The following is a 26797-nucleotide window of genomic DNA, read 5'->3' as shown; positions in this document are numbered from 1 at the left end:
ATGAGCATTCAAGCCATGGCGGCCGACGCCGCGCCGGCCGGCGAGCCGCTGGTTCGCTTCTCGCGGGTCCAGAAGAGCTATGATGGGCAGTCGCTCGTCGTGAAGGACCTCAACCTCGACATCGCCCGCGGTGAATTCCTGACGCTGCTGGGGCCGTCGGGATCGGGAAAGACCACGAGCCTGATGATGCTCGCCGGCTTCGAAGCCCCGACGAGCGGCCGGATCACCTTGCAGGGACGCGAGATCACAGCCCTGCCGCCCTACAAGCGGGGCATCGGCATGGTCTTCCAGAACTATGCGCTCTTCCCGCACATGACGGTCTTCGACAATGTCGCCTATCCGCTTCGCGCGCGGAAGATGGCCGAGCCCGAGATCGCGCAACGGGTCACCGCGGCGCTCGACATGGTCAAGCTCGGGCCGTTCGGCGCGAGGATGCCGGCCCAGCTCTCCGGCGGCCAGCAGCAGCGGGTCGCGCTGGCGCGCGCGCTCGTCTTCGAGCCGGAGCTGATCCTGCTCGACGAGCCTCTGGGCGCGCTCGACAAGCAATTGCGCGAGCGCATGCAGTACGAGCTCAAGCAGATCCATGAGCGTCTCGGCGTCACCATGGTCTATGTGACGCATGATCAGGAAGAGGCCCTGACCATGTCCGACAGGATCGCGGTGTTCGATCAGGGCCGGATCCAGCAGCTTGCGCCTCCCGAGGAGCTGTACGAAAGCCCCGCGAACGCCTTCGTGGCGGGTTTCATCGGCGAGAACAACACGCTCGAAGGCGAGGTCGTCGCGAGCGCGCCGCATGCAGTCACCGTTCGCCTGGCCCCGGACATCGCCGTGACGGCGACAGCCATCGACCCGCTCGCGGTCGGCGATCAGGCGGTACTCTGCCTGCGGCCCGAGCGCATCAGCCTTGCTCCCGGGGCGGCGGAAAATGCCTTCACGCTCGAGGTTGAGCGGCTGGTCTATCTCGGCGAAGCCACGCGCGTCGTCTTCAGCCTCGGCGGCCAGGAACTGATCGCGAAGGGCGACCCGATGAAGGTGCCGGTCAGCATCGCCCGTGGCGCTTCGGTGACCGTGGGATGGCGAACCGCGGACTGCCGCGCCTTTCGGAAGGAATGACGACGGTGCCGTCGCGAGAATTGGCGGATCGCGCCAGCCCGGTGATCGTGCGTGGGCGGCACATCCTGTGCGGTGTCGACAGCGACGATCGGGCAGAGCTGCATGCAGGCGGCGCGCTGCTGGTCTCGGGCGGCCGCATTGCCGAATTCGGCTCCTTCGAGCAGCTCTCGCTGGCGCATCCCGGCGCGCAGGTCTTCGGATCGGCTGGCGACATCATCATGCCCGGGCTGGTGAACGCCCATCACCACACCGGGCTCACCCCGCTCCAGCACGGCACGCCTTTCCTGCCGCTCGAACTCTGGCTGCCGCGCTTCATCGGCTGGCGGACGGTCGACCCGTATCTCGACACGCTCTACTCGGCCATCGAGATGGTAGAATCGGGCGTCACCACCGTCCAGCACATCCATGGCGGACCGACAGGGCCGCGTGAGGGCTGGCTCGCCGCGCCCGAGGCGATCATGCGCGCCTATCGCGACATCGGCATGCGCGCCTCCTACTCCTTCATGTGGCGCGACCGGAACAGGTTCGTCTACGGCGCGCAGGAGGCTTTTCTGGCGTCGCTACCTTCCGAGCTTCGCGAGCCTCTCGAAGGCATGATCTCCGGATCGCCCAGCTCTATCGGGGAGCTCACCGCGCATTTCGAGGCCCTGCATGACAGCTTCGGCGCGGCCAAAGACGGACTGAACTGCGTGCAGCTGGCGCCGGCGAACCTGCAATGGTGCACGGTCGAGAGTCTCGTCGCGCAGCGAAAGCTGGCCGAGCGCTACGGCGTCGGCCTCCACATGCATCTGCTGGAGACGCCCTATCAGCGGCATTTCGCCCAGAAGGACACCGGGGGCACCGCGGTCCGGCATCTGTCCGATCTCGGCCTGCTCGGGCCGAACATGACGATCGGCCACGGCATCTGGTGCACCGAATCCGACATCGATCTGCTCGCGAGCACGGGAACCTGCGTCTGCCACAATGCCAGTTCGGGCCTGCGCCTTCGCAGCGGCGTGGCGCCGGTGAAGGAGTTCCATCAGGCCGGTATCAGGGTCGCGCTGGGGATCGACCAGGCGGGCATCAACGATGACCGCGACATGCTGCAGGAGATGCGTGTCGCCTGGAACCTCCAGCGCTCGCCCGGGCATGATTTCGAACCGCTCTCCGAGCGCCAGATCTTCAGGATGGCGACCGAGAACGGCGCGGCCACGACCGGGTTCGGCCAGCTGATCGGCCGTCTCGAGCTCGGCAGGGCAGCCGACATCGTCGTCGTCGACGGCGCCTTGCTGACGCGGCCCTATCTCGACGGCGACACCGACATCGTCTCCGCCCTCGTCCAGAGAGCCAAGTGCGGCATGATCCGCGATGTGCTGATCGATGGCCGGCCGGTGCTTCGCAGCGGCAGGATGACCTCCATCGACAAGGAGGCCGTGCTCGCCGAACTCGAGACGTCACTGCAGCGTCCGCCGACCGAGGCGGAAACCGCACGGCGCCTCCTCGCGAAGGCCCTCCACCCCTATCTGCGGGCCTTCTACCAGGACTGGCCGATGCCCGAGCCCGAAGCGGGCTTCCGCAGCTTCAATGCGAGACGGTGATGACCGCGACCGCCGATCTGACCCTCAACCGGGCCAGGCTTGCCGATGGCCGTCTGGTGTCCATCGATATCTTTGGCGGCCGGATCGCCGCAGTGCGGCCCGCGGGCGATCCGGTGCAGCGCGGCCGGGAATTGGACCTGAACGGCCAGCTCGTGCTGCCGGGCCTGACTGACGGGCATGTCCATCTCGACAAGACCCTGATGGCCATGCCCTGGCGCCCGCATCGCTCGGCCCCATCGATCCGGGCGCGCATCGATGACGAGAAGAAACATCGCCGCGACAACCCCGCTTCGCTGGAGGAGCGAGGCGCACAGATGCTGCTCGAAACCGCGCTCCGCCTCGGCACGACCAGTCTTCGGACCCATGTCGACATCGACGAGGTGACCAAGCTCGATACGCTGAAGGAGCTGCTGGAGCTGCGCGAGCGTTGGGCCGACAGGGTTCAGATCCAGATCGTCGCCTTTCCACAGAGCGGTGTCGTGACCTGCCCGGTCGCCGCCGAGTACCTGCAGGAAGCTCTGCGCATGGGCGCGGATTTCATCGGCGGGCTCGATCCGGTCGGCATCGATGGCGACCAGAAGGGCCAGCTGGACATCATCTTCGGCCTGGCGGAGCGCTATGGCCGCGGCCTCGACATCCATCTGCACGATGGCGGAGAGATCGGCCTGGCCGAGATCGACGATATCGTGGCCCGGACCAGCGCTGCCGGCCTTGAGGGGCGCACGACGATCAGCCACGCCTTTGCCCTTGCCGATGCCGCCCCCGCCCGGCTGGATGCCACCGCGACAGCCTTGCGCGAGGCAAAAGTCTCGATCCTGTCGAGCATTCCGGGTGGCGACCGCTGCCCGCCCATCCCCAAGCTGCGTGAGTTGGGTGTGGATGTGTTCTTCGGCTCCGACAATATTCGCGACTGCTGGAACCCGTCATCCGTCATCGGCATGATCGACCGGGCCATGCTCGCGACCTATCGCTTCGGGCTGCGGCGCGACGAGGACATCGCGGCCCTGCTCGATCATGTGACGACGATCCCGGCACGGCTCGCAGGGCTCGGCGACGGCGCGATCAGGGAAGGCGCGCGCGCCGATCTGATCGCCTTCGAGGCGACGCATCTTCCGCAAGTCGTCGTCGAACGCCAGGTCCCGAACGTGGTGATCGCGCGTGGAGCGATCATTTACTGCTAACGGCACGCCGGAAGCATGCATCAGAGCTTCGGTGGCGGCAGGTTCAATTCCTGTGTCAGCCATTGCGTGAACATGCGCACCGAGCGGCGCGCCTTCGCCGCGCGCGGAAAGACCAGATAGTGGCCGACATAGCGGACGTCCTGCGCCCGTCCTGCGAGAGGCATCACCAGCCGGCCGTCGGCGATCTCGCGCTCGGCGAGTCGCGTCGACTCAAGTGCGACACCGAGGCCGTCAACCGCTGCAGCGATCGCCATGAACGAGCGATCGAAACGCGAGCCGCGCGGAGCCGGCGGGCTGATGTCGTTGGCGCCGAACCAGCTGGTCCAGCGCACCCGCTTGTTGTCGCTCTCGATCAGCTTCGCGCCGAGGAGGTCCTTGGGTGAGTTGATCCCGGCGGCGAGCTCCGGCGCGCAGAGCGGGGTCACGGTCTCCTCGCCGAGCGGGATGACGATCAGACCTTCCTGCCGCGGTGGCCCGTAGCAGATATCGGCGTCGAACTCGTCATGCTCGAATTGCGGATAGTCGACCCCCGCCGCCAGCCGCACTTCGAGCCCGGGCTGCTTGGCGAGGAGATCGCGCAGGCGCGGCAGCAGCCATTGCGCCGCCATCGACGGAGCGCAATGCAGCCGCAGCAGGTTGCCAGAGCGGGCGCCGACGGTCTCGATGCCCTGCCGCATCTCGTCGAAGCCGGCCGCGACATGGCGCAGCAGCGCCTCGCCCGCGACGTTGAGATGGACGGCCCGGCTCTGTCGCTCGAACAGCGCGGCGCCCATCAGGATTTCGAGCTTGCGGACTGCGTGGCTGATCGCGCTCGGGGAAATGCTGAGTTCCTCGCCGGCTGCGCGAAACGAGCCTGTCCGGGCCGCGGCCTCGAAAGCCTGGAGCGCGGAAAGCGGCAAGCGTCGCATGGTTCTTTCCCTCGGATGCACCTGGGCCGGATCTCGGACAGGTGAATGCAGTTCATGTCATAGCGCAATCTTTGCGTTTTTCATGCGCGGAAGCATGAGCCACCCTCAGGCAACAAGAACTTGCCGATCGAGGGATGGAATGCTCCTGCAGAACAAGACCGCCGCGATTTCGGGTGCGGCCAGCGCGCGCGGCATCGGCCTCGCCACCGCCAAGCTGTTCGCCGCCCATGGCGCCCGCATCGCCATCCTCGACATCGACGAAACCGCCGCGAAGCAGGCTGCGGCCGCGCTCGGCCCGCAGCATATCGGCCTCGGTTGCGACGTTGCCGACAAGGCCTCCTGCCAGAAGGCGGCGGATGAGGTCATCGCCGCCTTCGGCCATCTCGACATCCTGATCAACAATGCCGGCGTCACCCAGCCGGTGAAGACTCTGGAGATCGACGAGGCGAGCTGGGACCGGGTCCAGGACATCAACTGCAAGGGCGTGCTGTTCCTGAGCCAGGTCTTCATCCCGCATATGCAGGCGAGGAAGCAGGGCGCGATCGCCTGCATGTCCTCCGTCTCGGCCCAGCGCGGCGGCGGCATCTTCGGCGGCCCGCACTATTCCTCGGCCAAAGCGGGCGTGCTCGGCCTCGCCAAGGCGATGGCGCGCGAATTCGGCCCGGATGGCATCCGCGTCAACTGCGTCACCCCCGGCCTGATCCAGACCGATATCACCGGCGGCAAGCTGACCGACGAGATGCGCAAGGACATCATCAAGGGCATCCCGCTCGGCCGGCTCGGCGACGCCAGCGATGTCGCGGGCATCTACCTGTTTCTCGCCTCCGATCTCTCGGCCTACGTCACCGGCGCCGTCATCGACGTCAATGGCGGCATGCTGATCCACGGTTGAGCCAAGAGCATCGCCATGAGCACTGCGCCACTCGGCCATAACGTCTCGCTCGAACGCCGCGCCTGGAACATCCGCCGCCACGCCATCCTGATGGGCGAGGTGCAGGGCCAGGGCTATATCGCGCAGGCGCTCGACATCGCCGATGTTCTCGCCGTCGCCTATTTCCACGCGATGCGTTACCGGCCGGATGATCCGGACTGGGAGGGGCGCGACCGCTTCCTGCTCTCGAACGGCCATTATGCGATCGCGCTCTACGCGGCGCTGATCGAGGCCGGGATCATCCCCGAGGACGAGCTCGAAACCTATGGCTCGGATGAAAGCCGCCTGCCGATGTCCGGCATGGCGAGCTACACCCCCGGCATGGAGATGTCCGGCGGCTCGCTCGGCCTCGGCCTCTCGATCGCGGTCGGCAAATGCCTCGGGCTGAAGCGCAAGGGCTCCGACGCCAGCGTCTACACCCTGTTCTCCGATGGCGAGCTCGACGAGGGCTCGGTCTGGGAGGCGATCATGTCCGCCGCCCATTACAGTCTCGACAACCTGATCGCCGTCGTCGACGTCAATAACCAGCAGGCCGACGGGCCCTCGACCAAGGTCATGGGCTTCGAGCCGCTGACGGAGAAGCTCGACGCCTTCGGCTGGTTCACCCAGCGCGTCGACGGCAACGATCTGGCCGCCGTCCGCGCCGCCTTCGATGCCGCCAAGGCTCAGGTGGGCAGGCCCAGCATGATCATCGCCGACACGCTGATGGGCAAGGGCGTGCCCTTCCTCGAGGCGCGCGAGAAGAACCATTTCATCCGGGTGGAAGCGCATGAGTGGCAGCTCGCGCTCCAGGCGCTCGACGAGAGGAAGCCGTCATGAAGCCCGCCGCCGCCAAAACCGGCTCCGGCAAGCCGCGCCTGACCACCTCGGCGATGATCGCCTCGATCGCCGGCGACGGACAGCGCACCAAGCCCGCGCCCTTCGGCCATGCGCTGGTCGAATTGGCGAAGCAGGATCCCTCGGTCGTCGGCATGACCGCCGATCTTGGCAAATACACCGACCTGCACATCTTCGCGCAGGCCTTTCCCGACCGGCATTACCAGATGGGCATGGCCGAGCAGCTATTGTTCGGCGCCGCCTCGGGGCTTGCATCAGAAGGCTTCACGCCGTTTGCGACGACCTATGCCGTCTTCGCCTCGCGCCGCGCCTATGACTTCATCCACCAGACGATCGCGGAGGAAGACCGCAATGTGAAGATCGCCTGCGCGCTGCCGGGCCTGACCTCGGGCTATGGGCCGTCGCACCAGGCGACCGAGGACCTGGCGCTGTTCCGCGCCATGCCGAACATGGTGGTGATCGACCCCTGCGACGCGCACGAGATCGAGCAGGTCGTGCCCGCGATGGCGCGGCACAAGGGGCCGGTCTACATGCGCCTGCTGCGCGGGCAGGTACCGCTCGTGCTCGACGAGTACGGATATTCCTTCGAGCTCGGCAAGGCCAAGCTCCTGCGCGACGGCTACGAGGTCCTGTTCATCTCCTCCGGCATCATGACGATGCGTGCGCTCGAAGCGGCCAAGGCGCTGGAGAAGGACCGCATCGATGTCGGCGTGCTGCACGTGCCGACGATCAAGCCGCTCGACACCGCGACGATTCTCGAAGCCTGCGCCAAGCCGGGACGGCTCGTCGTCGTGGCCGAAAACCACACGGTCAATGGCGGGCTGGGCGAGGCCGTCGCCGGCCTGCTGATGCGCGAGGGCGTGCATCCCGCTTTCCGTATGATCGGCCTGCCTGACGAGTTCCTCGCAGCCGGGGCGCTGCCGACGCTGCATGACCGCTACGGCATCTCGACCACCGCCCTCTGCGGCAAGGTCAAGGACTGGCTGAAATAGCCTGAGCACGCTGCAGCTTCCGCCAAGGGGAGCGCGGGACGGGCAGGGGATCGGATAGGGATGATGAAGACGATCGGTTTCGTGGGGCTCGGCTCGATGGGCCTGCCCATGGCGATCAACCTGGGCAAGGCCGGCTTTGCCGTGACGGGCTTCGACCTGCGCGCCGAGGCCCGCGGCGCCTTGCAGGCCGCCGGCGGTGAAGCGGCCGGTTCGCTCGCCGAGGCATTCTCCGGCCGCGACGCTGTCGTTCTCATGGTCGTGAACGCCGGGCAGGCCGAGGACATCCTGTTCGGTCAGGCCGCGCTGGCGCAGCTTGCTCCCGGCGGCATCGCCATCCTGATGGCGACCTGCCCGCCGGCCGCCGTCGCGGCGCTCGCCGCCCGTGTCGAGGCTGCCGGGCATATGCTGGTCGATGCGCCGGTCTCCGGCGGCGTCGTCGGCGCCGAGGCTGGCAGCCTGACCATCATGGCGGCGGCGCGCCGGCCCGTCTTCGACGCGGTGAAGCCGGTGCTCGACGCCATGGGCTCGAAGGTCGTCTTCATGGGCGAGGAGCCGGGGCAGGGGGCGACGGCGAAGGCGGTCAACCAGTTGCTCTGCGGCGCTCATCTCGCCATCGCGGCGGAGGCGCTGTCGCTGGCCGAAAAGCTCGGCGTCGATACGCAGGCCATGCTCGACATCGTCTCGGGCTCGGCCGCGTCGAGCTGGATGCTGAGGGATCGCGGCGCCCGCATGCTGGAGCGCGAGCCGCGCGTGACCAGCGCGGTCGACATCTTCGTCAAGGATCTCGGCATCGTCCTCGAAGCGGGGCGCGACGCGAAGGCGGCGCTGCCGATGGCCGCGCTGGCCCATCAGCTCTTCCTGTCGGTCTCGGGGCGCGGCCTTGGCGCCCACGACGACAGCCAGGTGATCGCGGCCTACCGCGCCTTGCAGGGGCGTGACGCGACCTGATCCGGAACAAGCAGCAAGAGCCGTCAAAACGGCGACAATGGGAGGATGACATGACGAAGACCGATCTGCCGACCGGCGGCCTCAGCCGCCGGAGCCTGCTCACCGCGGGGCTGGCGATGCCGGCCGTGCTGAGCTTCCCGCGCGGTGCGCAGGCTCAGGTCACCATGACGCTCGGCCATAACGCCGCTGCCGGCAATCCGCGCTGGGTCGCGGCCGACAAGTTCGGCGAGCTGATCAAGGAGCGCAGCAATGGACGGCTCGCCGTGCGCGTCGCCGGCGCCGAGCAGCTCGGCAACGAGCAGTCGCTCCTGACCAGCCTGCGCACTGGTGCGGTCGACATGACCGTCAACAGCCAGGGCTCGACCTCGGCGCTGCTGCCGGAGCTCGCGGCGCTCGGCCTGCCCTTCCTGTTCCCGAATTCCGCAGCCGCCTTCAAGGTCCTCGAAGGCCCGATCGGTGCCGAGTTCGACCAGCGCTTCGCCAAGATCGGGATGGTGCCGCTCGGCTGGTGGGACAATGGCATCCGCCACATAACCAACAGCAAGCGCCCGATCGTGAAGCCGGCCGACCTCAAGGGGCTGAAGATCCGCACGCCGCCGGATCCGATGACGATCGACATCTTCCAGGCGCTTGGCGCCGGCACCGAGCAGATCTCCTTCGGCGAGCTCTATGTCGCGCTCCAGCAGGGCGTCGTCGACGGCCAGGAAAACCCGCTCGTCAACATCGCCTCGTCAAAGCTCTTCGAGGTCAATCGCTTCATCTCGCTCTCGGCCCATAAATGGGAGTGCTCGCCCTTCCTGATGTCGCAGATCACCTGGATGCGGCTGTCGCCAGCCGATCGCGAGGTGGTCAAGGCGACTGCCAAGGAGGCGGGCGAGTTGCAGCGCAAGCTCTTCCTCGACGCCGAGACCAGGTTCGCGGCCGAGTTCAAGGCGAATGCGAAGTTGCAGGTCAACGATGCCGACATGGCCGCCTTCCGCGAGGCCTCCGCCAAGGTCTATGACGCCTGGAAGACCAAGCCGTTCGGCGATTTCGTCGACCGGCTCGCCAAAGCGGCGAGGGGCTGAAGGCTATGGCACAGCAGCCCGGGACGGGGTGGCGCGCAGGCGCCATCGCCCTGGTGGACGGCGTGGATCGCGTCGCCGCCAGGTTCTGCGAGGCGGTCGTCATCGCTGTCGGCTCGGCGCTGCTCGCCATGCTCACCGCCAATGTCGGCGCCCGCTATGCGCTCGAGTCCGGCGGCTTCCGCTTCGCGCAGGAGCTGCCGGAGCGGCTCTTCCCGGTCTTCATCATGGCGGGCGTCGTGCTCGGCGTGCAGAAGGGCGGGCACATGGCGGTCGAGACCGTGCTCGCCATGCTCGGCCGGCAAGGCGCGCGGATCATGCTGCTGGTCGGGCATGCGATCGTGATCGGCAGCTACATCCTGCTCAGCAGGGACATCCTGCTCCTCGCGGACATGCTTTGGATCGACCGTTCCCCGGTGATGGGGATCCCGGCGAGCTATGGCTACTACACGCTCGCCATCGGGCTCGCGCTCGTCATCGTCGTCACGACGACGCAGGCCGTGCGCGTCGCCCTGATGGGCCCCGAAGCCATGCCTGTCCCGGCGCCAGAGGAGCAGGTCGCATGAGCATCACCCTCATCGTCTCCTTCACCGTCCTGATGTTGCTCGCCATCCCGGTCGGCCATGCGCTGATCGTCGCGGCGGGCACGGCCCTGCTGGTGCAGGGCCAGATCCCGCTGACGATCATCGCCCAGCAGATGTACCAGCAGACCCAGTCCTTCCCGATGCTGGCGCTGCCCTTCTTCATGCTGGCGGGCTCGCTCATGCTCGGCGGGGCTTTGGGCAACGAGCTTCTCGCCTTCGCCTCCAAGGCGATGCAGCGCTGGCGCGGCGGGCCGCTCTCGACGACGGTGGTCGCTTCGGTGGTGTTCGGCGGCGTCTCCGGCAGCGCCGTCGCCAATGCCAGCGCGCTCGGCTCGGTGCTGATCCCCTGGCAGAAGCGGCAGGGCTATCCGGCTCCGCTCTGTGCCGCCAACAATGCGACCTCGGCGATCATCGACATCCTGATCCCGCCCTCGATCCCGCTGATCCTCTATTCCCTGGTCTCGAACGTCTCGATCGCCGACCTCTTCACCGCCGGCATCCTGCCCGGGCTGCTGATGGCCGGTGGCTTCATCGTGCTCTGCAGCTGGATCGCGCGGCGCCGCGGCTATGTCTCGCCGGAGGCGCCGGTCTCCAAGGCGGAGCTGGCGCGGCTGGCCTGGCGCAGCATGCCGGCGCTGCTGATGCCTGTCTTCATCCTGCTCGGCCTGCGCTTCGGCATCGCGACGCCGACGGAGATCGCGGTTCTCGCCGTGCTCTATGCGATGGTCCTCAGCGTCGTGCTCTACCGCGACATGAGCTGGAGCCGGTTCCGCACCAGCATGGTCGAGGCCGGCGTCGCGACCGGCGTGGTCATGCTCGTCATCATGGGCAGCGCCATCGTCGGGTGGATCCTGACCTTCGACCAGGTGCCGCAGCGCTTCGCCGAATGGGTCTCGGCGACGATCTCGAACCCCTATTTCGTCATCCTGGCGATGAACGTCCTGCTGTTGCTCGTCGGCATGCCGATCGACCTGCCGCCGGCGATCCTGCTGCTGGGGCCGATCTTCGTGCCGCTCGCGGCCTCGATCGGGCTCGACCCGGTCCAGCTCGGCATCATCATGGTGCTGAACCTCGGCATCGGCCTCTACACGCCGCCGATCGGCACGACATTGTTCATCTCGACCTCGATTGCCCGGACCACGCTCGGTGAGACGACGCGCGAGCTCTGGCCGTTCTTCGGCGTCGCGATGATCGTGCTGCTGCTGGTGAGCTATGTGCCGGCTCTGACGATCTACTGAGCCGGTCGAGGCGACCTGTCGCGCGGGTGCCGGACTGCCGGCACCCGTCCGCATCCTGACGCTTGCGGGCGCGCCGTCATGGCACAAGCGGGCCGGCGATCCCATATCGGCTGGGGCCGACCGCAAACATCCGGACCATGCCATGACGTCCATTGCCGTCCGTTCCGCCTCCCGCGACGAGGCGAGCTCCGTCTCCGCGCTGATCACGCTGGCCTTCGCGACCGATCCGATGGCACGCTGGTCACTGAGCGACGCGCAGGTCTATCTCGCCGTGATGCCTGATCTGATCCGCGCGTTCGGCGCTGCCGCCTATGACAGCGACAGCACCTATGTGAGCGACGGTTTCGGTGGCGCCGCGATGTGGCTGCCCCCCGGCGTGGAGCCCGACATCGAGACGCTGGATCGTCTCATCAAGGCGAATGCCGATCCGGCGATCCTGCCCGACGTCGATGCGATGTTCGATGCCATGGCGCGCTATCATCCGGAGATCCCGCACTGGTATCTGCCGCTGATCGGCACCGATCCGATGCGGCAGGGCCAGGGGATCGGCAGCGCGCTCATGCATCACGCCCTCGCACGCTGCGACCACGACGGCGTCGCAGCCTATCTGGAATCGTCGAATCCGCGGAACATCCCGCTTTATCAACGGCATGGCTTCGAAATCCTCGGAACCATCCAGATCGGATCGTCGCCGGTCCTGACGCCGATGCTGCGCCCGCCGCGACCTGCCGCAAGCTGATCGGCACAGCCTCCTGATGGCCTGCTCAGTCGGGCGCGACCACGTTGGTCGAATTGCCCGCGACGAAGTTCTCGATGTTGTCGATGAGCTGGTCGACCAGCGCCTGCTGGGCTTCGGTCGAGGCCCACGCGACATGCGGGGTGCAGATCACGTTGCTGCGGCGGGCGAGGCGCATGAAGGCGCTGTCGGAGGGCGGCGGTTCGGGCAGCGTCACGTCCAGTCCGGCGGCGGACACCAGGCCTTCGTCCAGCGCGATTTCGAGATCCTCCTCGACGATCAGGCCGCCGCGGGCGGTGTTGACGATGATCGGCCGGCGCTTCATCCGGCGGAAGGCGGCGAGATCGAGCATGCCGCGCGTCTCGCTGGTGAGTGGACAGTGCAAGCTGATCACGTCCGAGGTCTCGATCAGCTCGTCGAGGCTGACGATGCCCGCCTGCCCCGGTGCCGCGGCGGGATCGTGGAACACGACCTCCATGCCGAAGGCGCGTGCGATCCCGGCGACCTGATTGCCGAGCACGCCTGCCCCGACAAGGCCCAGCCGCTTGCCACTGAGATCGACGATCGGATTGCTGAAGAAGCAGAACTGGCCGGCTTCCTGCCAGGCGCCGGCCAGGACCTCCTGGCGATAGGGAACGATCGAGCGCGCGAGTGCCAGCAGCAAGGCGAAGCTGTGCTCCGGAACCGTCGCCTTGGCATAGCCGCGAATATTGACGGTGGGGATTCCGCGCTCGGCGGCGGCCTGTTTGTCGACGCAGTCGGTCCCGGTTGCGGCGATCGCGATGAGCTGCAGGCGCGGCAGGCTCGCCAGCGTCCCGGCGCGCAGATCGACCTTGTTGTTGACGATGATGGTCGCGTCCGCTGCGCAGGCTGCCACCTCGTCGGCCCGCGTCTGTCCGTATTCGACCCATTCATGCGGGAAGGACGGGCGCCGGATGGTCACCGCCGGGGCGACGGTGTCGCGATCGAGAAAGACGATCCTGTGCATGGTTGCCTCCCGTCACAGGCGCGCACGCGCCTCGGCCGCCACGGCCTCGGCGGTGATGCCGAAATGCCTGTAGAGTTCGTCAGCCGGCCCGGAGGCGCCGAAGCCGTTCATGCCGACGAAGCCGCCATCCTCGCCGATCCAGCGCTCCCAGCCGAATTTCACCGCGGCCTCGACGGCCACCCGCACGCAGCCCTCGCCGAGCACGTCCCGGCGATAGGCGCGACCCTGCGCCTCGAACAGGCTCCAGCACGGCATCGAGACGACGGCGGTGGGAATTCCGTCGCGCTGCAGCAGCTCGCGGGCGGCGAGCGCGAGCTGCACCTCCGAGCCGGTCGAGAGCAGCGTCACCTTGCGGGCCCCGCCCTCGGCTTCGGCGAGCACATAGGCGCCGAGCGCCGAGCGGTTCTCGGGGCCGCCGTCGCGCCGCAGCTGCGGCAGGCTCTGGCGGGCGAAGACGAGGGAGGTCGGCCCGCTGCGATGTGCGAGCGCGATCTCCCAGGCCTCGGCCGCCTCGACCGCGTCGCAAGGGCGCAGCACCAGCATGTTGGGCATCGCCCGCAGCGAGGCGATGATCTCGACCGGCTGGTGCGTCGGCCCGTTCTTGCCGATGCCGATCGAGTCGTGGCTGAAGACGAACAGCGTCGGCAGGCCCATCAGCGCGGCCATCCGCATCGCCGGCCGCTCATAGTCGGAGAAGGGCAGGTAGGTGACGGCGAGCGGGATCACGCCGCCATGCGCGACCATGCCGTTGGCGAGCGCGCCCATCGCATGCTCGCGCACGCCGCAATGGAGATAGCGGCCCGTCCGGTCGCTCGCGTTGAAGGCGGCAAGCTGGCGCTTGTGGTTGGTCGGCGCCTCCAGATCGGCGCAAGCCGTCATCATCTCCGGCAGCACCTCGTAGAGCGCCGCTGCGATCTCGCCCGAGGACGCGATCGAGAACTCGGCCTTGCCGTCCTGAGCAGCGCGCGCCTTGAAGGCGTGAATGGCCTCGCGCCAGCCCGCTTTCAGGGTGCATCCGTCTATACGCAGGAATTCGTCGCGCACGGCATTGCTCGTCTCCGCAAGCCGTGCACCCCAGGCCGCGCGTTCCTGTGCCCCGCGCGCTGCGGTCGTGCGCCAGGCCGTCGCGATCTGCTCGGGCGTCTCGAACGGTCCGCCCGTCCAGCTGAAACGCTCGGCCATCTCGGCGCGATCCTCGGGGAAGAGTTTGCCGGAATGGCCGCCGCGCTGCCCTTCCAGGCGCGGAATGCCGCGCGCGATCGTCGTGCGGCAGGCAATCATCGAGGGACGTGGGTCGGATTTGGCTGCGGCGATCGCCGCATCGATCGCAGCGATGTCATGCCCGTCGATCTCCTCGACGTGCCAGCCCGCCACGCGGAAGCGCTCGGCGACATCCTCGGAGATCGACAGCTCGGTCGCACCGTCATCGGTGATGGCGTTGTCGTCCCAGAAGACAGTGAGCTTGCCCAGCCGCAGATACCCGGCGAGCTGGATGACCTCCTGTCCGACGCCCTCCTGCAGGCAGCCATCGCCGACGAAGGCCCAGGTCCGGTGGTCGACGAGTGCATCGCCGAAGCGGGCATTGAGCGAAGCTTCCGCGATCGCCATCCCCAGCGCATTGGCGATGCCCTGGCCGAGCGGGCCCGTGGTGGTCTCGATGCCGGCGGCCGGCTCGCACTCGGGATGTCCGGCGCAAGGTGAGCCGAGCTCACGAAAGCGCTTCACCGCGTCCAGCGAGATGTGGTGGTAGCCGGTCAGGTGCAGCAGGGAATAGAGCAGCATCGAACCATGGCCGTTCGAGAGCACGACGCGGTCGCGGTCAGGCCAGGTCGGATCAGCCGGATCGAACTTCAGATGCCGGGCGTAGAGGGTGGTGGCGATCTCTGCCATGCCGAGTGGCACGCCTTGATGGCCTTCGCCCGCGGCAAGAATAGCATCGACCGAGAGGAACCGGATTGCGTGGGCCATGTCGGCAAGTGCGGCTGGGCGTGATCCAGCGGGCGCGCGCCATTGTGAAATGTTCAAGCTCTGCCTCTTGCGATCCAATGTCCGGAGAGCAGAGTGTGCCCAAGTTCCAGCGCTCGCTAAAACGCGAAATTTAGAGCGATACATGAACCTGAATCAGCTTTCGGCACAGGATCGGCCGAGTGGTTCTTTTGGGGCGATGATCCAGTTCAGCCCTGTGGCCCAAGGCATGAACAAGCAGGTCCCGGCCGGCTGACTTTGCCGGATCGTCTTGCTCAGGATTTGACGTCCCGCCGAACGTCGCGGCGCCGGGACGGCGTGGAGAGCCCATCGAAGGCGAGCGAGGCGACGCCGAGCAGCCCGGCCGTGTTGCCGAGTTCGGCGATACGGATGTCGACCTTCGCCGCCAGTGCCGGCCACACATAAGCGGGCATAAGCCGGCGAAGCCGGCGCGCCAGAGCTTCGCCCGCGCCCGACACGCCGCCGCCGAGGACGATCGCTTCGAACATGAGTGCGTTGGTGAGGGCCCCTGCCGCCTGGGCGATGCCCCGGCACGCCGCATCGATGGCCGCTTCCGCTGCCGCATCGCCGGCCTCGGCCTGCTCGAACAGTCCTCGCGCCGTTACGGCCATGTTCCCCGTCCGGCGTGCGTAAGCCTGCAACATGGCTGGCGCTGACGATTGTGCTTCAAGCGAGAGCGGCTCACCCACATCGTCGAGGCCGACGATGATGGCGCCCAGCTCCGGAGGATGGCCGTTCGGGCTGATGATCGGCCTTCCATCGAGCACGACGGCGCCGCCCACGCCCGTCCCTATGGTGATCAGCAGGAAGCGGCTCAGCGCCCGGCCGGCGCCGTACCTGACTTCGCCCAATGCAGCGGCAACGCCATCATTGCCGAACCAGACCGGCAGGCTAAGGCGCTGTTCGAGCGCCCCCGCGATCGAGCCGTCGCGCAGCGCCGGAACATTGCCGCCGCCATCGATGACGACGCCGCTCTCCGGCGCTGCGAAGCCCGGCATCGCGACCGCCAAGGCATCGGCCCGGGCGCCCGCCATCACGTCTTCATAGAGCCGGGCCAACCGCTCGCCGAGCGCTGCGAAGGACAGGTCGCGCTCGAACGGCACCTCGCCTTGTTTCAGCAGGCGGCCGCCCTCGGCCACCAGCCCGAACTTGACGGCGGTGCCGCCGATATCGAAGGCGAAGACGGTCTTCATGGCAGGCGGTCGATCTTGATGCCGAGCTTCTTGGACAATCCCGGGAAGCGCATCAGATGCGGCGGGATCCCGCGCCGAGCCGCCATGGCCTGCGCCAGCCGCTGCACCGGCACGATCGCCGCGAGTGCGTCATAGGGCGGTGCCAGTCCGCCCGGCCGCAGCCAGTCGAGCGGGGTCGGCTCATTGGTCAGGTTGAGGATCAGGATGCGGACACCGAGCCCGGCCATCACCTCGGCGGCATGAGCCGCGAGCCGGCGTTCGGCCGCGTCCGCCGCGATCATGACGCAGAGGCTCCGCGTGGTCAGCCCATGGAGGCGGCCATGCATGGCCTCCTCGGTCGGGAAGGCCGCCGCCGGCACGCCGGTCATCTCCGCGAGCTTGAGCGAGGCTTCGAGCGCCGTGCCGAAGTGGCGGCCCTCGCCGGTGAAGAGCAGCCCATCGACCGCATCGAGTTCCGTCGCCAGCGCGAAGGCCGGCGGCGTCGCCGCCTCGATCAGCGCGGCGATCTCCGCTTCGGCGACGTTCTGGCCGACATGACCGGAGAGCGCGGCCACCAGCTCGGCGAGCGCCGCGAGCGATCCGCCATAGCCTTTGGTCTTCGGGCCGACCGGCTCGGGCCCGACCGGCATCACGATCTTCGTGGTCGCCACCTGCCCGATCGGGCTGTCGGCCTCGGCGGTGATGGTGAGGCAGGTCAGCCCGCTGTCCTGCGCGCGGCGGACAGCTGCAACAGTGGTCTCGCTGGTCCCGGTCTGCGACAGCGCGACGACCAACGCCTCACGACCGAGCACCGGTTCGCGTTGCAGGAAGGCGCCCGGGTTCACCACCTCGACGAAAGCGCCCCCGGCCTCCAGTGCCGGCTTTGCCACCATCAGCGCGTTGAGCGAAGTGCCGGAACCGACGAGGACGATGTGCCCGGCCCGCGGAAGCGTGAGCTCGCGCAGCCGCTGGCGCACGGCCGCGATCGTCGCCGGCACGATCTGCGCCTGCGCCCGAATGAAGCCGTCGATGATGCTCTGGTCGACCATGGTCATCCCTTCACCGCGCCGATGGTCAGGCCCCGCACGAGATGGCGCTGGAAGAACAGCATGAACAGCAGGATCGGCAGCATGATCCCGATCGCGCCGGCCGCGGAGAGCGACCAGTAGTTCAGGTCCTCGCCGCCATATTCGGCGATGGCGACGGGCAGCGTCTTGGTGTTGCTGCCGGTCAGGATCAGCGCAAACAGGAACTCGTTATAGGCGAGCAGCAGGCTGAACAGCGAGGTGACGACGATGCCGGGCTTGGCCAGCGGCAGGATCACCTTGGTGAAGGTCGTCCAGGCATTGCAGCCGTCGATCGTGGCGGCTTCGTCGAGCTCGCGCGGGATCTCCAGGAAGAAGCTGCGCATCAGCCAGACGGTGAAGGGCTGGTTGATCGCCACCATCGCCGCGATCATCGCCGGATAGGTGTCGATCATCGAGAGCGAGCGCGCCACGATGAAGAACGGGATCAGCAGCAGGATGTGCGGGAACATCCGGATCACCAGGAGCCCCATCAGATAGGAGCGCGCCATCTTGCTCTCCAGCCGCGACAGGCCATAGGCGGCAAGCGTGCCGAGCGGCACCGAGATGAAGACGGTGCCGAGTGCGATGATCGAACTGTTCAGGAAGAACTCGACGAAGCGGCGCTCGACCCAGATTTCGTAATGGAAGCGGAAGGTCGGCTCGAAGAACAGCTTCGGCGGGATCGCGAAGGCATCGGCCGGCTGCTTGATCGAGATCAGCACCGCCCAGATGATCGGCGTCAGGCTGAAGAGCGCGAACAACGACAACAGGAAGACGACCAGCGGCTGACCGAGCAGGCGACGCATCAGAACGCTCCCTTCTCGCGCCGGTACATCAGCGAGATGATCATCAGCGTCAGTCCGGTCACGATCAGCATGGTCAGCACGCCCAGCGTCGAGGCGCGGCCGAGGTCGAGCTGCTTGAAGGCCAAAGCGTAGGTGTACATCGTCAGCGTCTCGGTCGCGGTGCCGGGGCCGCCACCGGTCAGCACATAGATGCTGTCGAAGGTGCGGAAGGAATCCATCAGCCGGATCGCCAGCACGAACAGGATCTGCGGCCGTAGGCACGGCAGGATGATGTGCCAGACCAGGCGCGGGCCGGAGGCACCGTCGATCCTGCCGGCTTCGAGCAGCGCCTCATCCATGCCCTGCAGGCCGGCATAGAGGATCAGCATGACGAAGGGCGTGAATTGCCAGACATCGGCGACGATGATGGTGACGAAGGCCCAGACCGGCGAGCCCAGCCAGTCCGGCGGGAAGATGTCGAAGGAGGCGATGACGGCGTCGGCGAGACCCCAGCGCGCCGCGAAGATCCAGCGCAGGAACAGCGCAGCGACCACCGGCGTGATCAGATAGGGCACGAAGATCAGTGTCGAGAAGAGGCGCGCGCCGCGCGTCAGCTTGTAGAGCCCGAGCGCGAGCAGCAGGCCGAGCGCGAACTCGACCGCAAGCGAGCAGGCAACCAGGATCACCGTCGTCCTGAGCGAGGCCCAGACACGGTCCTGGCCAAGCAAAGCGAGGTAGTTGTCGGGCCCGACGAAACGGGGCTGCGACTGGCCGATATGGTAGTCGAAAAAGCTGAGATAGACGGCGTAGAGCACCGGGTAGAGCTGGATGCCGAGCACGACGAGTGCGCTCGGCACCACGAACAGCCAGAGCGATATTTCGCGGGGATAGGCCCGCGCCGACGACGACGCCATAAATCTGTGCCTTGCGCTGGAGCGGCCCGGTTCAGGCCCGGACCGTTCCGGAAGCGAGAATGCTCACTTGTAGACGCCGCGGCGCGTCAGGAATTCCTCGGCCTCCTTGGCGCCGGTGTCGAGCGCCTCCTTGACCGGCATCTCGCCGGTGACGGCCTGCAGGACGCGCCGCGTCACCGTCTCGCTGACTTCCTTGAACTCGGCGAATTTCGGGAAGGTCGCGCCCTTGTCCAGTGCCGGCACCAGCACGTTGTAATAGCGGAAGCGCTGGCGCAGCTCCGGATCCTCCAGCACCGAGACGCGCGTCGGACAGGCGAGGCTCGCGCCCTCGCGCTGGTTCGCCGGCGACAGCGTCGCGGCGAGCAGGCGGAACAGCGTGTCCTTGTTGCGCGAGGTGAACTTCGAAATGGCGAAAGTGTCGGCGACGACGACCTGACCACCCCGCGGCGGCGGCGCCCAATTGATCTTGCCGATCACCTTGGACTGGTCCTGGCGGTCCATCGCGGCGGTGCGGGTCAGCCACTGCATGCCCATGGCGGCGGCGCCCTGCTGGAACAGGATGGTCGATTCGTCGTTGCCGTTGGCGGTGTAGCCGCGCGGCGCAAAGCGCGTCAGCGACTTCATCGTCTCGATCGCGGCGATGCCCTTGGGGCTGTTGAAGACCGGCTTCTTGTTGGCGTCGAACCAGCCGTCGCCGAGCGCATTCAGATACCAGTGGCCCTCGTTGAGGACGCCGTCGCCCTTGAGCGTCATCACCGTGCCGGCGACGGAGGGCGAGCTCAGCGCGCCGGCGGCGGCGATGTACTCCTCGAACGAGGTCGGCGGCTTCAGGCCCTTTGCCTCGAACAGGTCCTGCCGATAGGCCATGAGCTGGGTGTTGGTCAGCACCGGCAGCCCATAGACCTTGCCGCCGAACGAGGCCGAGCTCATCGCGGTCTTGGCGAAGTCGTCGAGCTTGTACTCGTCCTTGTGCTTGGCGATGTACTCGTCGAGCGGCTCGAGCCAGCCGTTCTGCGCGAAATTGGCGATCGTCAGGTCGTTGCCCAGCATGATGTCGATCGAGTCGGCGCCGGACGACAGCGTGATCGTCTGCAACTCCTTCAACGGCGCGTTCGGCATCAGGTCGGCGGTGACCTTCACGTTCGGCAGCGCGCTCTGGAGCTTCTTCACGTAGAATTCCAGCGCCGGATAGCGCTCGCCGACGAAGCGGACGTTCATCTCCTGCGCCCGTGCGCCGAAGCCGCAGGCCGTCGCCGCCATCGTGCCTGCCGCGCCCAGAACCGTCCGGCGGGACAAGCCACTCTTGGATTCGCGCTGCTGCGTCATGGTCTGTTCCCCGCTGTTTCCGGGCGGTCTTTCGCCGCCGCCCGATTTATTCCAATGAAGTGATTTAATCAGAGACCATTTCGACTGGCAAGCGCCCGGGTGTAGGCAGGAGCGATGAGGCAGAGGCAAAAATGAAGCTGTTCGGCGCCAACATGGACCATGCCCGCCGGTTCAACCGGCGGGTCGTGCTAGAGACGGTGCGGCTGCAGGCGCCGCTTTCACGTGCGGAGATCACGCGCGCCACCGGCCTGGCGCCTCAGACCATTTCCAACATCATCGGCGAGCTCACCGAGGCCGGGCTGGTGCGCAGCGTCAGCCGACGCAGCGGCGGACGTGGTCAGCCGGCCGTCGACCTCGACATCAATCCGGACGGCGGCTTCACCTTGGGCGTGTCCTTCGGCCATGGCGTGCTGCTGGTCATACTGACCGACGTCGCCGGCGGAGTGCGCGATCGCGCCGAGCTCGACCTCGCCTCCGACGCCCCCGAGGCGGTGCTCGACCAGATCGCGGCGACGATCTCGGCGATGCTCGAACGCCAGCAGGTGGCGCGCCAGCGCGTCTGGGGCGTCGGCCTCGTCATCCCGGCTCTTTTCCAGGACGACCGGCTCGTGGTGCTCGGCGAGGTCGCGCTGCCTGGCTGGAAGGATTTCTCACTGCGCCGGTCGCTGCAGGACAAGCTCGGCCTGCCCGTGCTGCTCGAGAACGACGCCACGGCGGCCGCGATCGGCGAGCGGCTCTACGGCGCCGGCCGTGCGCTGACCGACTTCGCTTACATCTATATCGGCGCCGGCATCGGCGGCGGGCTCTTCCTGCGCGGCCAGCCTTATCGCGGCGGCTACGGCAAGTCGGGCGAGATCGGCCATCTCGTCGTCGACACCAACGGGCGGCCTTGCCCATGTGGCAATCGCGGCTGCCTTGAACGCTACGCCTCGGTCTCGCTTGCGCTGAAGGCGCTTGGCGACGTCCAGGCGGCGACTGTCCGGCACGGTGATCTCGATCGTATCGCCAAGGCGCTCGACGACGGTGACGTCCGTCTGCTCGCCTGGCTGGATGAGGCCGCAGCCAGCCTGCGCCAGGCCGTGGTGATGATCGAGAACATGCTCGACCCGCAGACCGTGATCCTCGGCGGCGTGCTCCCCCGCCCCGTGTTGGAGGCGCTCATCGCCCGGATCGAGCCGCTGCCGCGCAGCGTCAGCCTCAACAAGGCGGCCGACACGCCGCGCCTGATCGCCGCCGAGATGGGCCCGGACACGCCGGCGCTGGGCGCCGCGACGCTGCCGGTCTTCGACGGCATGACGCCCGAGCTGTCGCTGCTGTTCAAGCAGGACGTCGTGGAGCGGATTTGAAAGGCTGATGGTTGCGGCGAACGTTGGCGCGGCCCGATCCGCGCATGATCTTTGCCAAACTTGCGACAGGTTACCGGCCGGCCGAATGAAGGCGCCCGGCCCAGGCGGAAGTCGTCTCGGCCATGGTGCCGAGATGGTCGGCGGCTGAAAAGCCGGAGATCCGCTTGCGGGGCTTCAGATCGTGGTCGCCATCTTCCAGCCAGAGGACGTCGATGCGCGGCGACAGCCGATAGGTCGATACCTCCTCCCGGGTGCCGAACTCATCCCGCGTTCCCTGCACGATGAGCGTTGGGGTCCGCAGGTCGGCGAGGTGGCCGGTTCGTAGCTGCTCCGGCTTGTCGGGCGGATGGAAGGGATAGCCGAGGCACAGAAGGCCGCAAATCCGGCCCGCCTCGAACAGCGTGTCCGCCACCATGCTCGCGACGCGGCCCCCCATCGACTTGCCGCCGATGACCAGGGCTCCCTCGGCGCCGAGCGCGTCGACGGCGGCGAGATAGTGCGGGTTGAGCTTTTCGGCGCGTGGCGGCGGCGTGCGGCCAGCTCCGGTCCGCCGTGCCGCCATATAGTCGAACTCGAAGCGGGCAACGCGGAAGCCCGCTCCGGCCAGCGCCTCTGCGGCCGCGGTCATCGATGGCGAGTCCATCGCCGCTCCGGCCCCATGCGCCAGGAGGATGGTCACATCAGCCTTGTCGGGACCGTCGAAAAGAAACATCGCGCTGCCTTGTCTCGGCGAGCCGGGTGTCCCGGTTCCGGACCGCCTCCGTTCAGCAGCCTAGAGCGCCTTTGCCGCGCCCGATAGGACGCGCGGCCATCTATAGCATCGGACCGAAAAGTGGAATCCACTTTTTTGGAATAATCCGATGCGATAACAATGTGATAGATCATCGTGATAGCGCCCGATAGGACGCGCGATGATCTAGGTCCCGCAGAACGTCGCCATCACGCGCTCATGCGCAGCCGGCGGTCGCGCATGATCCTCACGGCCCGGCTGCGCCTCGAACGGCTTGGCGAGGACCCCGAGGAGGGTCTCGAACGGGGTGAAGTCATCGCGCTCGACGGCAGCCTGGATCGCCGCTTCGACCAGGTGGTTGCGCGGGATGAACAGCGGGTTGGCGCGCAGCATCGCATCCTGGCGCGCTTTCGCCGATGCGGGCTCCCGCGACAGGCGCTGGCGCCAGCGGCCTTCCCAGGCATCGAACTCGGCCGGGTTGGCGAAGAGGCTGCGACAGGCCGCGGCGCTGTCCGCTTGCCCGGCCGCCTCGCTCAGGCGCCGGAAGACCAGCGTGAAATCGGCCTCGCCGCGCTGCATCGTCTCGAGCAGCGCCTTGATGAGCTCGACATCCTCCGCTTCTTCCGTGGCGAGGCCGAGCTTCCGGCGGAACCCCGCGGTCAACCCTGCCTGGAACTGTGGGTCGAACTGGCTCAGCGCGTGCTGCGCGATCGACACCGCCTCGTCCTGGTCGTCGGCCAGCAGCGGCAGCAGCGCCTCGGCGAAGCGCGCGAGATTCCAGCGGGCGATCGGGGGCTGGTTGCCGAAGGCGTAGCGGCCATGCTCGTCGATCGCGCTGAACACCGTCGTCGGATGATAGGTGTCCATGAAGGCGCAGGGTCCATAGTCGATGGTCTCGCCGGCGACCGACATGTTGTCGGTGTTCATCACGCCGTGGATGAAGCCGATCGTCATCCATTGCGCGACGAGCGCGGCTTGCGCGGCGATCACGGCCTCCAGCAAGGCGAGATAGCGACCATCGCCGGTGCAAGCCGGGTAGTGGCGCGCAATCACGTGGTCGGCGAGCAGGCGCAAGGCCTCGGCGTCGCCGCGCGCGGCGAAGAACTGGAAGGTGCCGATCCGGATATGGCTGGAGGCGACGCGGGTCAGGACCGCGCCGGGCAGCAGCGTCTCGCGCCTGACGGCCTCGCCGGTCAGGACCGCGGCGAGGGCGCGTGTCGTCGGCACACCCAGCGCCGCCATCGCCTCGCTGACGATGTATTCGCGCAGGACCGGCCCCAGGGCGGCACGGCCATCGCCCCGGCGCGAGAACGGCGTCGGGCCGGCGCCCTTGAGTTGGAGATCCTGACGCCGGCCGTGCCGGTCGACGAGCTCGCCGAGCAGGATGGCGCGCCCGTCGCCGAGCTGGGGGCTGAAGCCGCCGAACTGGTGGCCGGCATAGGCGGTCGCGATCGGAGCGGCTCCCGCCGGCACGCCATTGCCGGACAGCATCGCCACGCCCTCCGGATCTTTCAGCCAGTCCAGGTCCAGCCCAAGCTCCGATGCGAGCGGGGCGTTCAACCGGATCAGCCGAGGCGCGGAAACGGTGGTCGGGGCGACCGCTGCGTAGAAGCGCTGCGGCAGGCGCACATAGGAATTATCGAAAGCGATCGGGATCATCGATCGTAGATATGCGCGGAAAGCAGCATCGCAACACGAGATCGACCACGGCCGGCGCGATCAGACTGTGCTGATCCGCCGGCGCCGGCGGGGAAGGCCTGCCCCGTCGCCGGGCGTTCCGGTGACGGGGCGAGGGCGGCGCTCAGCCCCACGACCACTCGTGGACATTCCAGGCGGCGTCGACCACGTACTGGTTCGGCTTGATGCCTTGCAGGGACTTGTGGGCGATCTGGCCCTGGAAGACGCCGCCCTGCGGCCCGAACGGCACCTCTTCCAGCAGGATCTCCTGGATGCGGGCATAGATCTTCTTGCGTTCGGCCTGGTCGGTCTGCTTGACGCCGTCCTCGAGCAGCCGGTCGACCTCGGCATTCTCGTACTGGGTGTAGTTCGAGCCGCTGCCGGTCTTCACCGGGATCATCTTGGAATGGGCCCGCGCGGTGTAGTCGGGATCCATGCCGACGGTCGGCTCCCAGGAGACCAGCAGCGTGTCGAACTGCGACTTGGTGGTGTACTCGCCCCAGACCACCGAGGCCGGCATGTTCTTGATCTCCATCTCGACGCCGATCGCCTTCCAGTTCTGCTGGAAGATCGCCTGCGTCGCCTGGCGGGCCGGGAAACCGGCCGTCGTCGACATCGAGAACTTCATCTTGACGCCGTCCTTTTCGCGGACGCCGTCGGCGCCGACCTTCCAGCCGGCCTCGTCGAGCATCTTGGCGGCGAGCTGCGGATTGGGGCCGGTGTCCTTGAGGTCGTGATTGTAGGCCCAGTGGCTGGTGTGCAGATAGGACAGCGTGCGCTTGTAGGCGCCGAAGAAGACGTCATCGATCGTCTTCTGCATTTCGAGCGCGATATAGAGCGCCCGGCGTACCTTCGGGTCCTTGAACTGCGGCTTGCCGCAATTGAAGTAGACGAACTGCACCCAGGGCTGCGCCAGCGGGAAGAAAGTACGATCCGGCAGCTTCGCCGCCTCGCCCCAGCGGTCGAAGGGTACGCCGGAGACGCCGAGATAGTCGATCTCGCCGGTGCGCGCCTGGCTGTAGGCGACGAGCTGGTCGGGCACGAACTTATGGATGAACTGCCTGATCTTGGCGGCGCCGCGATGGTAGTTCGGGTTCGCCTCGTAGACCATGTGGCTGCCGGCCGTGCGTGACTTCAAGAGATAGGGACCGGTGCCGACCGGCTGGGCGTTGAAGCCCGAGGTGTTGATGTTCTCCTCCTTGGAGAGCAGGTGGTGCGGAACGATGTGCATGTTCTGCCAGGCCCACATGAAGGGCACGAAGGGGCGCGACAGCACGATTTCGACGGTGTGGTCGTCGACCCGCTTGAAGCTCTCGATCAGGTCGAAGCCGCTGCGCGAGCGCACCGCGACCTTGGGATTGACGATGGTCTGGTAGGTGAACTCGACGTCGCGGGCGGTGAAGGGCTGGCCGTCGCTCCATTTCACGTCGCGCTTCAGGTTGATGCGCCAGGTCTTGCCGTCGGCGGAGATGTCGCCGTTCTCGCGGGTCGGGATGCGCGCCGCGAGGTTGGGCACGAACTCGCCCTTCTCGTTGACGTCCCAGAGCGCGTCGAACAGGCAGGCCTCGGGAATGTTCTCGGCGCCGGCGTTGACATAGAGCAGCGGATTGAACTGCACCGGCTCCTGGGTGGTGCCGAGGATGAGGCGGTCGCGGCGCTGTGCGATCGCCGGGCTGAAGATCGCGCCGGCGGGCAGGATCAGGCTCGATGCCGCTGCGGTCTTGAGCAGCGAGCGCCGGGTCGGTGACGATGTCGTGGACATGCTGGTCTCCCCTCTTGGTTGTTCGGCGTTGGACTACGGGTCGATCTTGAGCCTGGCGTCGACGGCGTCCCGCAGGCCGTCGCCCAGGAAGTTGAAGCCCATGACAGTGAAGGTGATCAGGATGCCTGGCAGGATCGCCAGGAAGGGCACGGTGTCGAAATAGCCCTGGGCGTTGGTCAGCATGTTGCCCCAGCTCGCCATCGGCGGCTGCACGCCATAGCCGAGGAAGCTGATATAGGATTCCATCAGCACGGCGGTCGCGACCTTGAGCGTCGCCGCGACCAGCACCGGCGCTGCGATGTTCGGCAAGAGCTCGACCAGCATGATGCGCCAGTTCGAGGCACCGAAGCCGCGCGAGGCCTGGACGAAGTCCATCTCCTTCAGCGTTGAGACCTGGGCCCGCACGATACGCGAGACCTCCATCCAGGAGGTCAGGCCGATGATCAGCGAGATCGACAGGATGGTCGGCGGCACGAAGGCGGCGACGACCAGCAGCAGGAAGACCTGCGGAAAGCACAGCAGCGTGTCGACGAAACGCATCAGCAGGTTGTCGATGATGCCGCCGTAATAGCCGGCGGCGAGTCCGACCAGGGTGCCGGTCAGCATCGTCGTCAGCATCGCGACGATGCCGACCATGAGCGAGACCTGGCCGCCATAGAGCAGCCGGCTGAGCGTGTCGCGGCCGAGATCGTCGGTGCCGAGCGGGTAGCTCCAGGAGGCGAGCGGCGGCAGGAAGCGCTTCGCCGTGTCGATCGTCGTCGGGTCGTGCGGCGCGACGAACTGCGCGAACAGGGCCGACGAGCAGAGCAGCACCACCAGCACGGCGCCGGCGACCGCCATGCGATGGCTGACGAAGCGCCGCGCGATCATCTGCGCGTAAGTGCGGTTCGGCGCTGTGGCCGGGGTGGAGGTCGAGACGGGGATGTCGGTCATGG

General features: G+C 67.3%; 24 protein-coding genes. 12 read left to right on the top strand and 12 right to left on the bottom strand.

The window, feature by feature from the left end; all coding sequences use genetic code 11:
* From ASE66_RS04315 to ASE66_RS04305, 3 genes are read left to right on the top strand one after another with little or no spacing between them, the layout of a single operon-like run.
* Complete coding sequence (locus ASE66_RS04315) at positions 1-1113, top strand: ABC transporter ATP-binding protein (RefSeq protein ID WP_244494790.1); 1113 nt, start codon at positions 1-3, stop codon at positions 1111-1113.
* A 5-nt stretch (positions 1114-1118) separates the two neighbouring features.
* Complete coding sequence (locus tag ASE66_RS04310) at positions 1119-2690, top strand: amidohydrolase family protein (protein ID WP_162262439.1); 1572 nt, start codon at positions 1119-1121, stop codon at positions 2688-2690.
* Positions 2690-3871 (top strand): amidohydrolase, encoded by a 1182-nt coding sequence (locus ASE66_RS04305; RefSeq protein ID WP_057188294.1) that lies wholly within the window; start codon positions 2690-2692, stop codon positions 3869-3871. Before ASE66_RS04310 ends, ASE66_RS04305 begins: the two co-directional genes overlap by 1 nt.
* Before the next feature lie 20 nt (positions 3872-3891).
* Here the strand turns inward: ASE66_RS04305 and ASE66_RS04300 are convergent, their stop codons facing one another.
* Entirely contained in the window at positions 3892-4779 is an 888-nt protein-coding gene (locus tag ASE66_RS04300) for a LysR substrate-binding domain-containing protein (protein ID WP_057188293.1), read from the bottom strand.
* A 139-nt stretch (positions 4780-4918) separates the two neighbouring features.
* Between ASE66_RS04300 and ASE66_RS04295 the strand changes: the two genes are divergently transcribed.
* The 8 genes from ASE66_RS04295 (at position 4919) to ASE66_RS04260 (ending at position 12112) form a co-directional block, all read left to right on the top strand.
* A complete protein-coding gene (locus tag ASE66_RS04295) occupies positions 4919-5671 on the top strand; it encodes an SDR family NAD(P)-dependent oxidoreductase (protein ID WP_057188292.1) in 753 nt (250 codons plus the stop codon).
* A gap of 15 nt (positions 5672-5686) precedes the next feature.
* A complete protein-coding gene (locus tag ASE66_RS04290) occupies positions 5687-6529 on the top strand; it encodes a transketolase (RefSeq protein WP_057188291.1) in 843 nt (280 codons plus the stop codon).
* Entirely contained in the window at positions 6526-7539 is a 1014-nt protein-coding gene (locus tag ASE66_RS04285; RefSeq protein WP_057188290.1) for a transketolase family protein, read from the top strand. Before ASE66_RS04290 ends, ASE66_RS04285 begins: the two co-directional genes overlap by 4 nt.
* 63 nt (positions 7540-7602) lie before the next feature.
* Complete coding sequence (locus ASE66_RS04280; protein ID WP_057188289.1) at positions 7603-8487, top strand: NAD(P)-dependent oxidoreductase; 885 nt, start codon at positions 7603-7605, stop codon at positions 8485-8487.
* A 50-nt stretch (positions 8488-8537) separates the two neighbouring features.
* A complete protein-coding gene (locus ASE66_RS04275) occupies positions 8538-9554 on the top strand; it encodes a TRAP transporter substrate-binding protein (protein ID WP_057188288.1) in 1017 nt (338 codons plus the stop codon).
* A 5-nt stretch (positions 9555-9559) separates the two neighbouring features.
* The gene (locus ASE66_RS04270; RefSeq protein WP_057188287.1) at positions 9560-10117 is read left to right on the top strand and encodes a TRAP transporter small permease; all 558 of its coding nucleotides are present in this window, start codon (positions 9560-9562) and stop codon (positions 10115-10117) included.
* Positions 10114-11373 carry a TRAP transporter large permease gene (locus tag ASE66_RS04265; protein WP_057188286.1) on the top strand — a complete coding sequence of 420 codons (1260 nt, stop codon included), beginning with the start codon at positions 10114-10116 and terminating at the stop codon, positions 11371-11373. The genes ASE66_RS04270 and ASE66_RS04265 overlap by 4 nt, the downstream gene beginning before the upstream one ends.
* A 142-nt stretch (positions 11374-11515) precedes the next feature.
* On the top strand, positions 11516-12112 hold the full coding sequence (locus ASE66_RS04260) for a GNAT family N-acetyltransferase (RefSeq protein ID WP_057188285.1): 597 nt from the start codon (positions 11516-11518) through the stop codon (positions 12110-12112).
* 25 nt (positions 12113-12137) lie between these two features.
* On the opposite strand, the gene ASE66_RS04255 is transcribed toward ASE66_RS04260, so the two are convergent.
* The 7 genes from ASE66_RS04255 to ASE66_RS04225 form a co-directional block, all read right to left on the bottom strand.
* Entirely contained in the window at positions 12138-13097 is a 960-nt protein-coding gene (locus tag ASE66_RS04255; protein WP_057188284.1) for a D-2-hydroxyacid dehydrogenase, read from the bottom strand.
* Positions 13098-13109: 12 nt separating this feature from the next.
* Positions 13110-15065 carry a transketolase gene (gene tkt, locus ASE66_RS04250; protein ID WP_057188283.1) on the bottom strand — a complete coding sequence of 652 codons (1956 nt, stop codon included), beginning with the start codon at positions 15063-15065 and terminating at the stop codon, positions 13110-13112.
* Positions 15066-15337: 272 nt separating this feature from the next.
* On the bottom strand, positions 15338-16276 hold the full coding sequence (locus tag ASE66_RS04245; protein WP_057188282.1) for an ROK family protein: 939 nt from the start codon (positions 16274-16276) through the stop codon (positions 15338-15340).
* Positions 16273-17310 carry an SIS domain-containing protein gene (locus tag ASE66_RS04240; RefSeq protein WP_082613182.1) on the bottom strand — a complete coding sequence of 346 codons (1038 nt, stop codon included), beginning with the start codon at positions 17308-17310 and terminating at the stop codon, positions 16273-16275. Before ASE66_RS04240 ends, ASE66_RS04245 begins: the two co-directional genes overlap by 4 nt.
* Positions 17307-18128, bottom strand: a complete 822-nt coding sequence (locus ASE66_RS04235; protein WP_057188280.1) for a carbohydrate ABC transporter permease — start codon at positions 18126-18128, stop codon at positions 17307-17309. The genes ASE66_RS04240 and ASE66_RS04235 overlap by 4 nt, the downstream gene beginning before the upstream one ends.
* Positions 18128-19021: a carbohydrate ABC transporter permease gene (locus ASE66_RS04230; RefSeq protein WP_057188279.1), complete on the bottom strand. Its 894-nt coding sequence runs from the start codon at positions 19019-19021 to the stop codon at positions 18128-18130. Before ASE66_RS04230 ends, ASE66_RS04235 begins: the two co-directional genes overlap by 1 nt.
* A gap of 63 nt (positions 19022-19084) precedes the next feature.
* Complete coding sequence (locus tag ASE66_RS04225) at positions 19085-20347, bottom strand: extracellular solute-binding protein (RefSeq protein ID WP_057188278.1); 1263 nt, start codon at positions 20345-20347, stop codon at positions 19085-19087.
* Between the two features lie 131 nt (positions 20348-20478).
* Between ASE66_RS04225 and ASE66_RS04220 the strand changes: the two genes are divergently transcribed.
* Positions 20479-21693: an ROK family transcriptional regulator gene (locus ASE66_RS04220; RefSeq protein ID WP_057188277.1), complete on the top strand. Its 1215-nt coding sequence runs from the start codon at positions 20479-20481 to the stop codon at positions 21691-21693.
* 70 nt (positions 21694-21763) lie between these two features.
* On the opposite strand, the gene ASE66_RS04215 is transcribed toward ASE66_RS04220, so the two are convergent.
* The 4 genes from ASE66_RS04215 to ASE66_RS04200 form a co-directional block, all read right to left on the bottom strand.
* Positions 21764-22405 carry an alpha/beta family hydrolase gene (locus ASE66_RS04215; protein WP_057188276.1) on the bottom strand — a complete coding sequence of 214 codons (642 nt, stop codon included), beginning with the start codon at positions 22403-22405 and terminating at the stop codon, positions 21764-21766.
* 204 nt (positions 22406-22609) lie between these two features.
* A complete protein-coding gene (locus ASE66_RS04210; protein ID WP_057188275.1) occupies positions 22610-24082 on the bottom strand; it encodes a protein adenylyltransferase SelO in 1473 nt (490 codons plus the stop codon).
* A 142-nt stretch (positions 24083-24224) separates the two neighbouring features.
* Positions 24225-25862 carry a peptide ABC transporter substrate-binding protein gene (locus ASE66_RS04205; RefSeq protein ID WP_057188274.1) on the bottom strand — a complete coding sequence of 546 codons (1638 nt, stop codon included), beginning with the start codon at positions 25860-25862 and terminating at the stop codon, positions 24225-24227.
* A 33-nt stretch (positions 25863-25895) separates the two neighbouring features.
* Positions 25896-26795, bottom strand: a complete 900-nt coding sequence (locus tag ASE66_RS04200) for an ABC transporter permease (RefSeq protein WP_057188273.1) — start codon at positions 26793-26795, stop codon at positions 25896-25898.
* Between the last annotated feature and the right edge of the window lie 2 nt (positions 26796-26797).

This window comes from Allobosea sp. Root483D1, from assembly GCF_001429505.1.
GTDB lineage: Bacteria > Pseudomonadota > Alphaproteobacteria > Rhizobiales > Beijerinckiaceae > Allobosea.
Note: the sequence above shows the minus strand (reverse complement) of the source record. Positions and strands in the feature narration are given on the sequence as shown.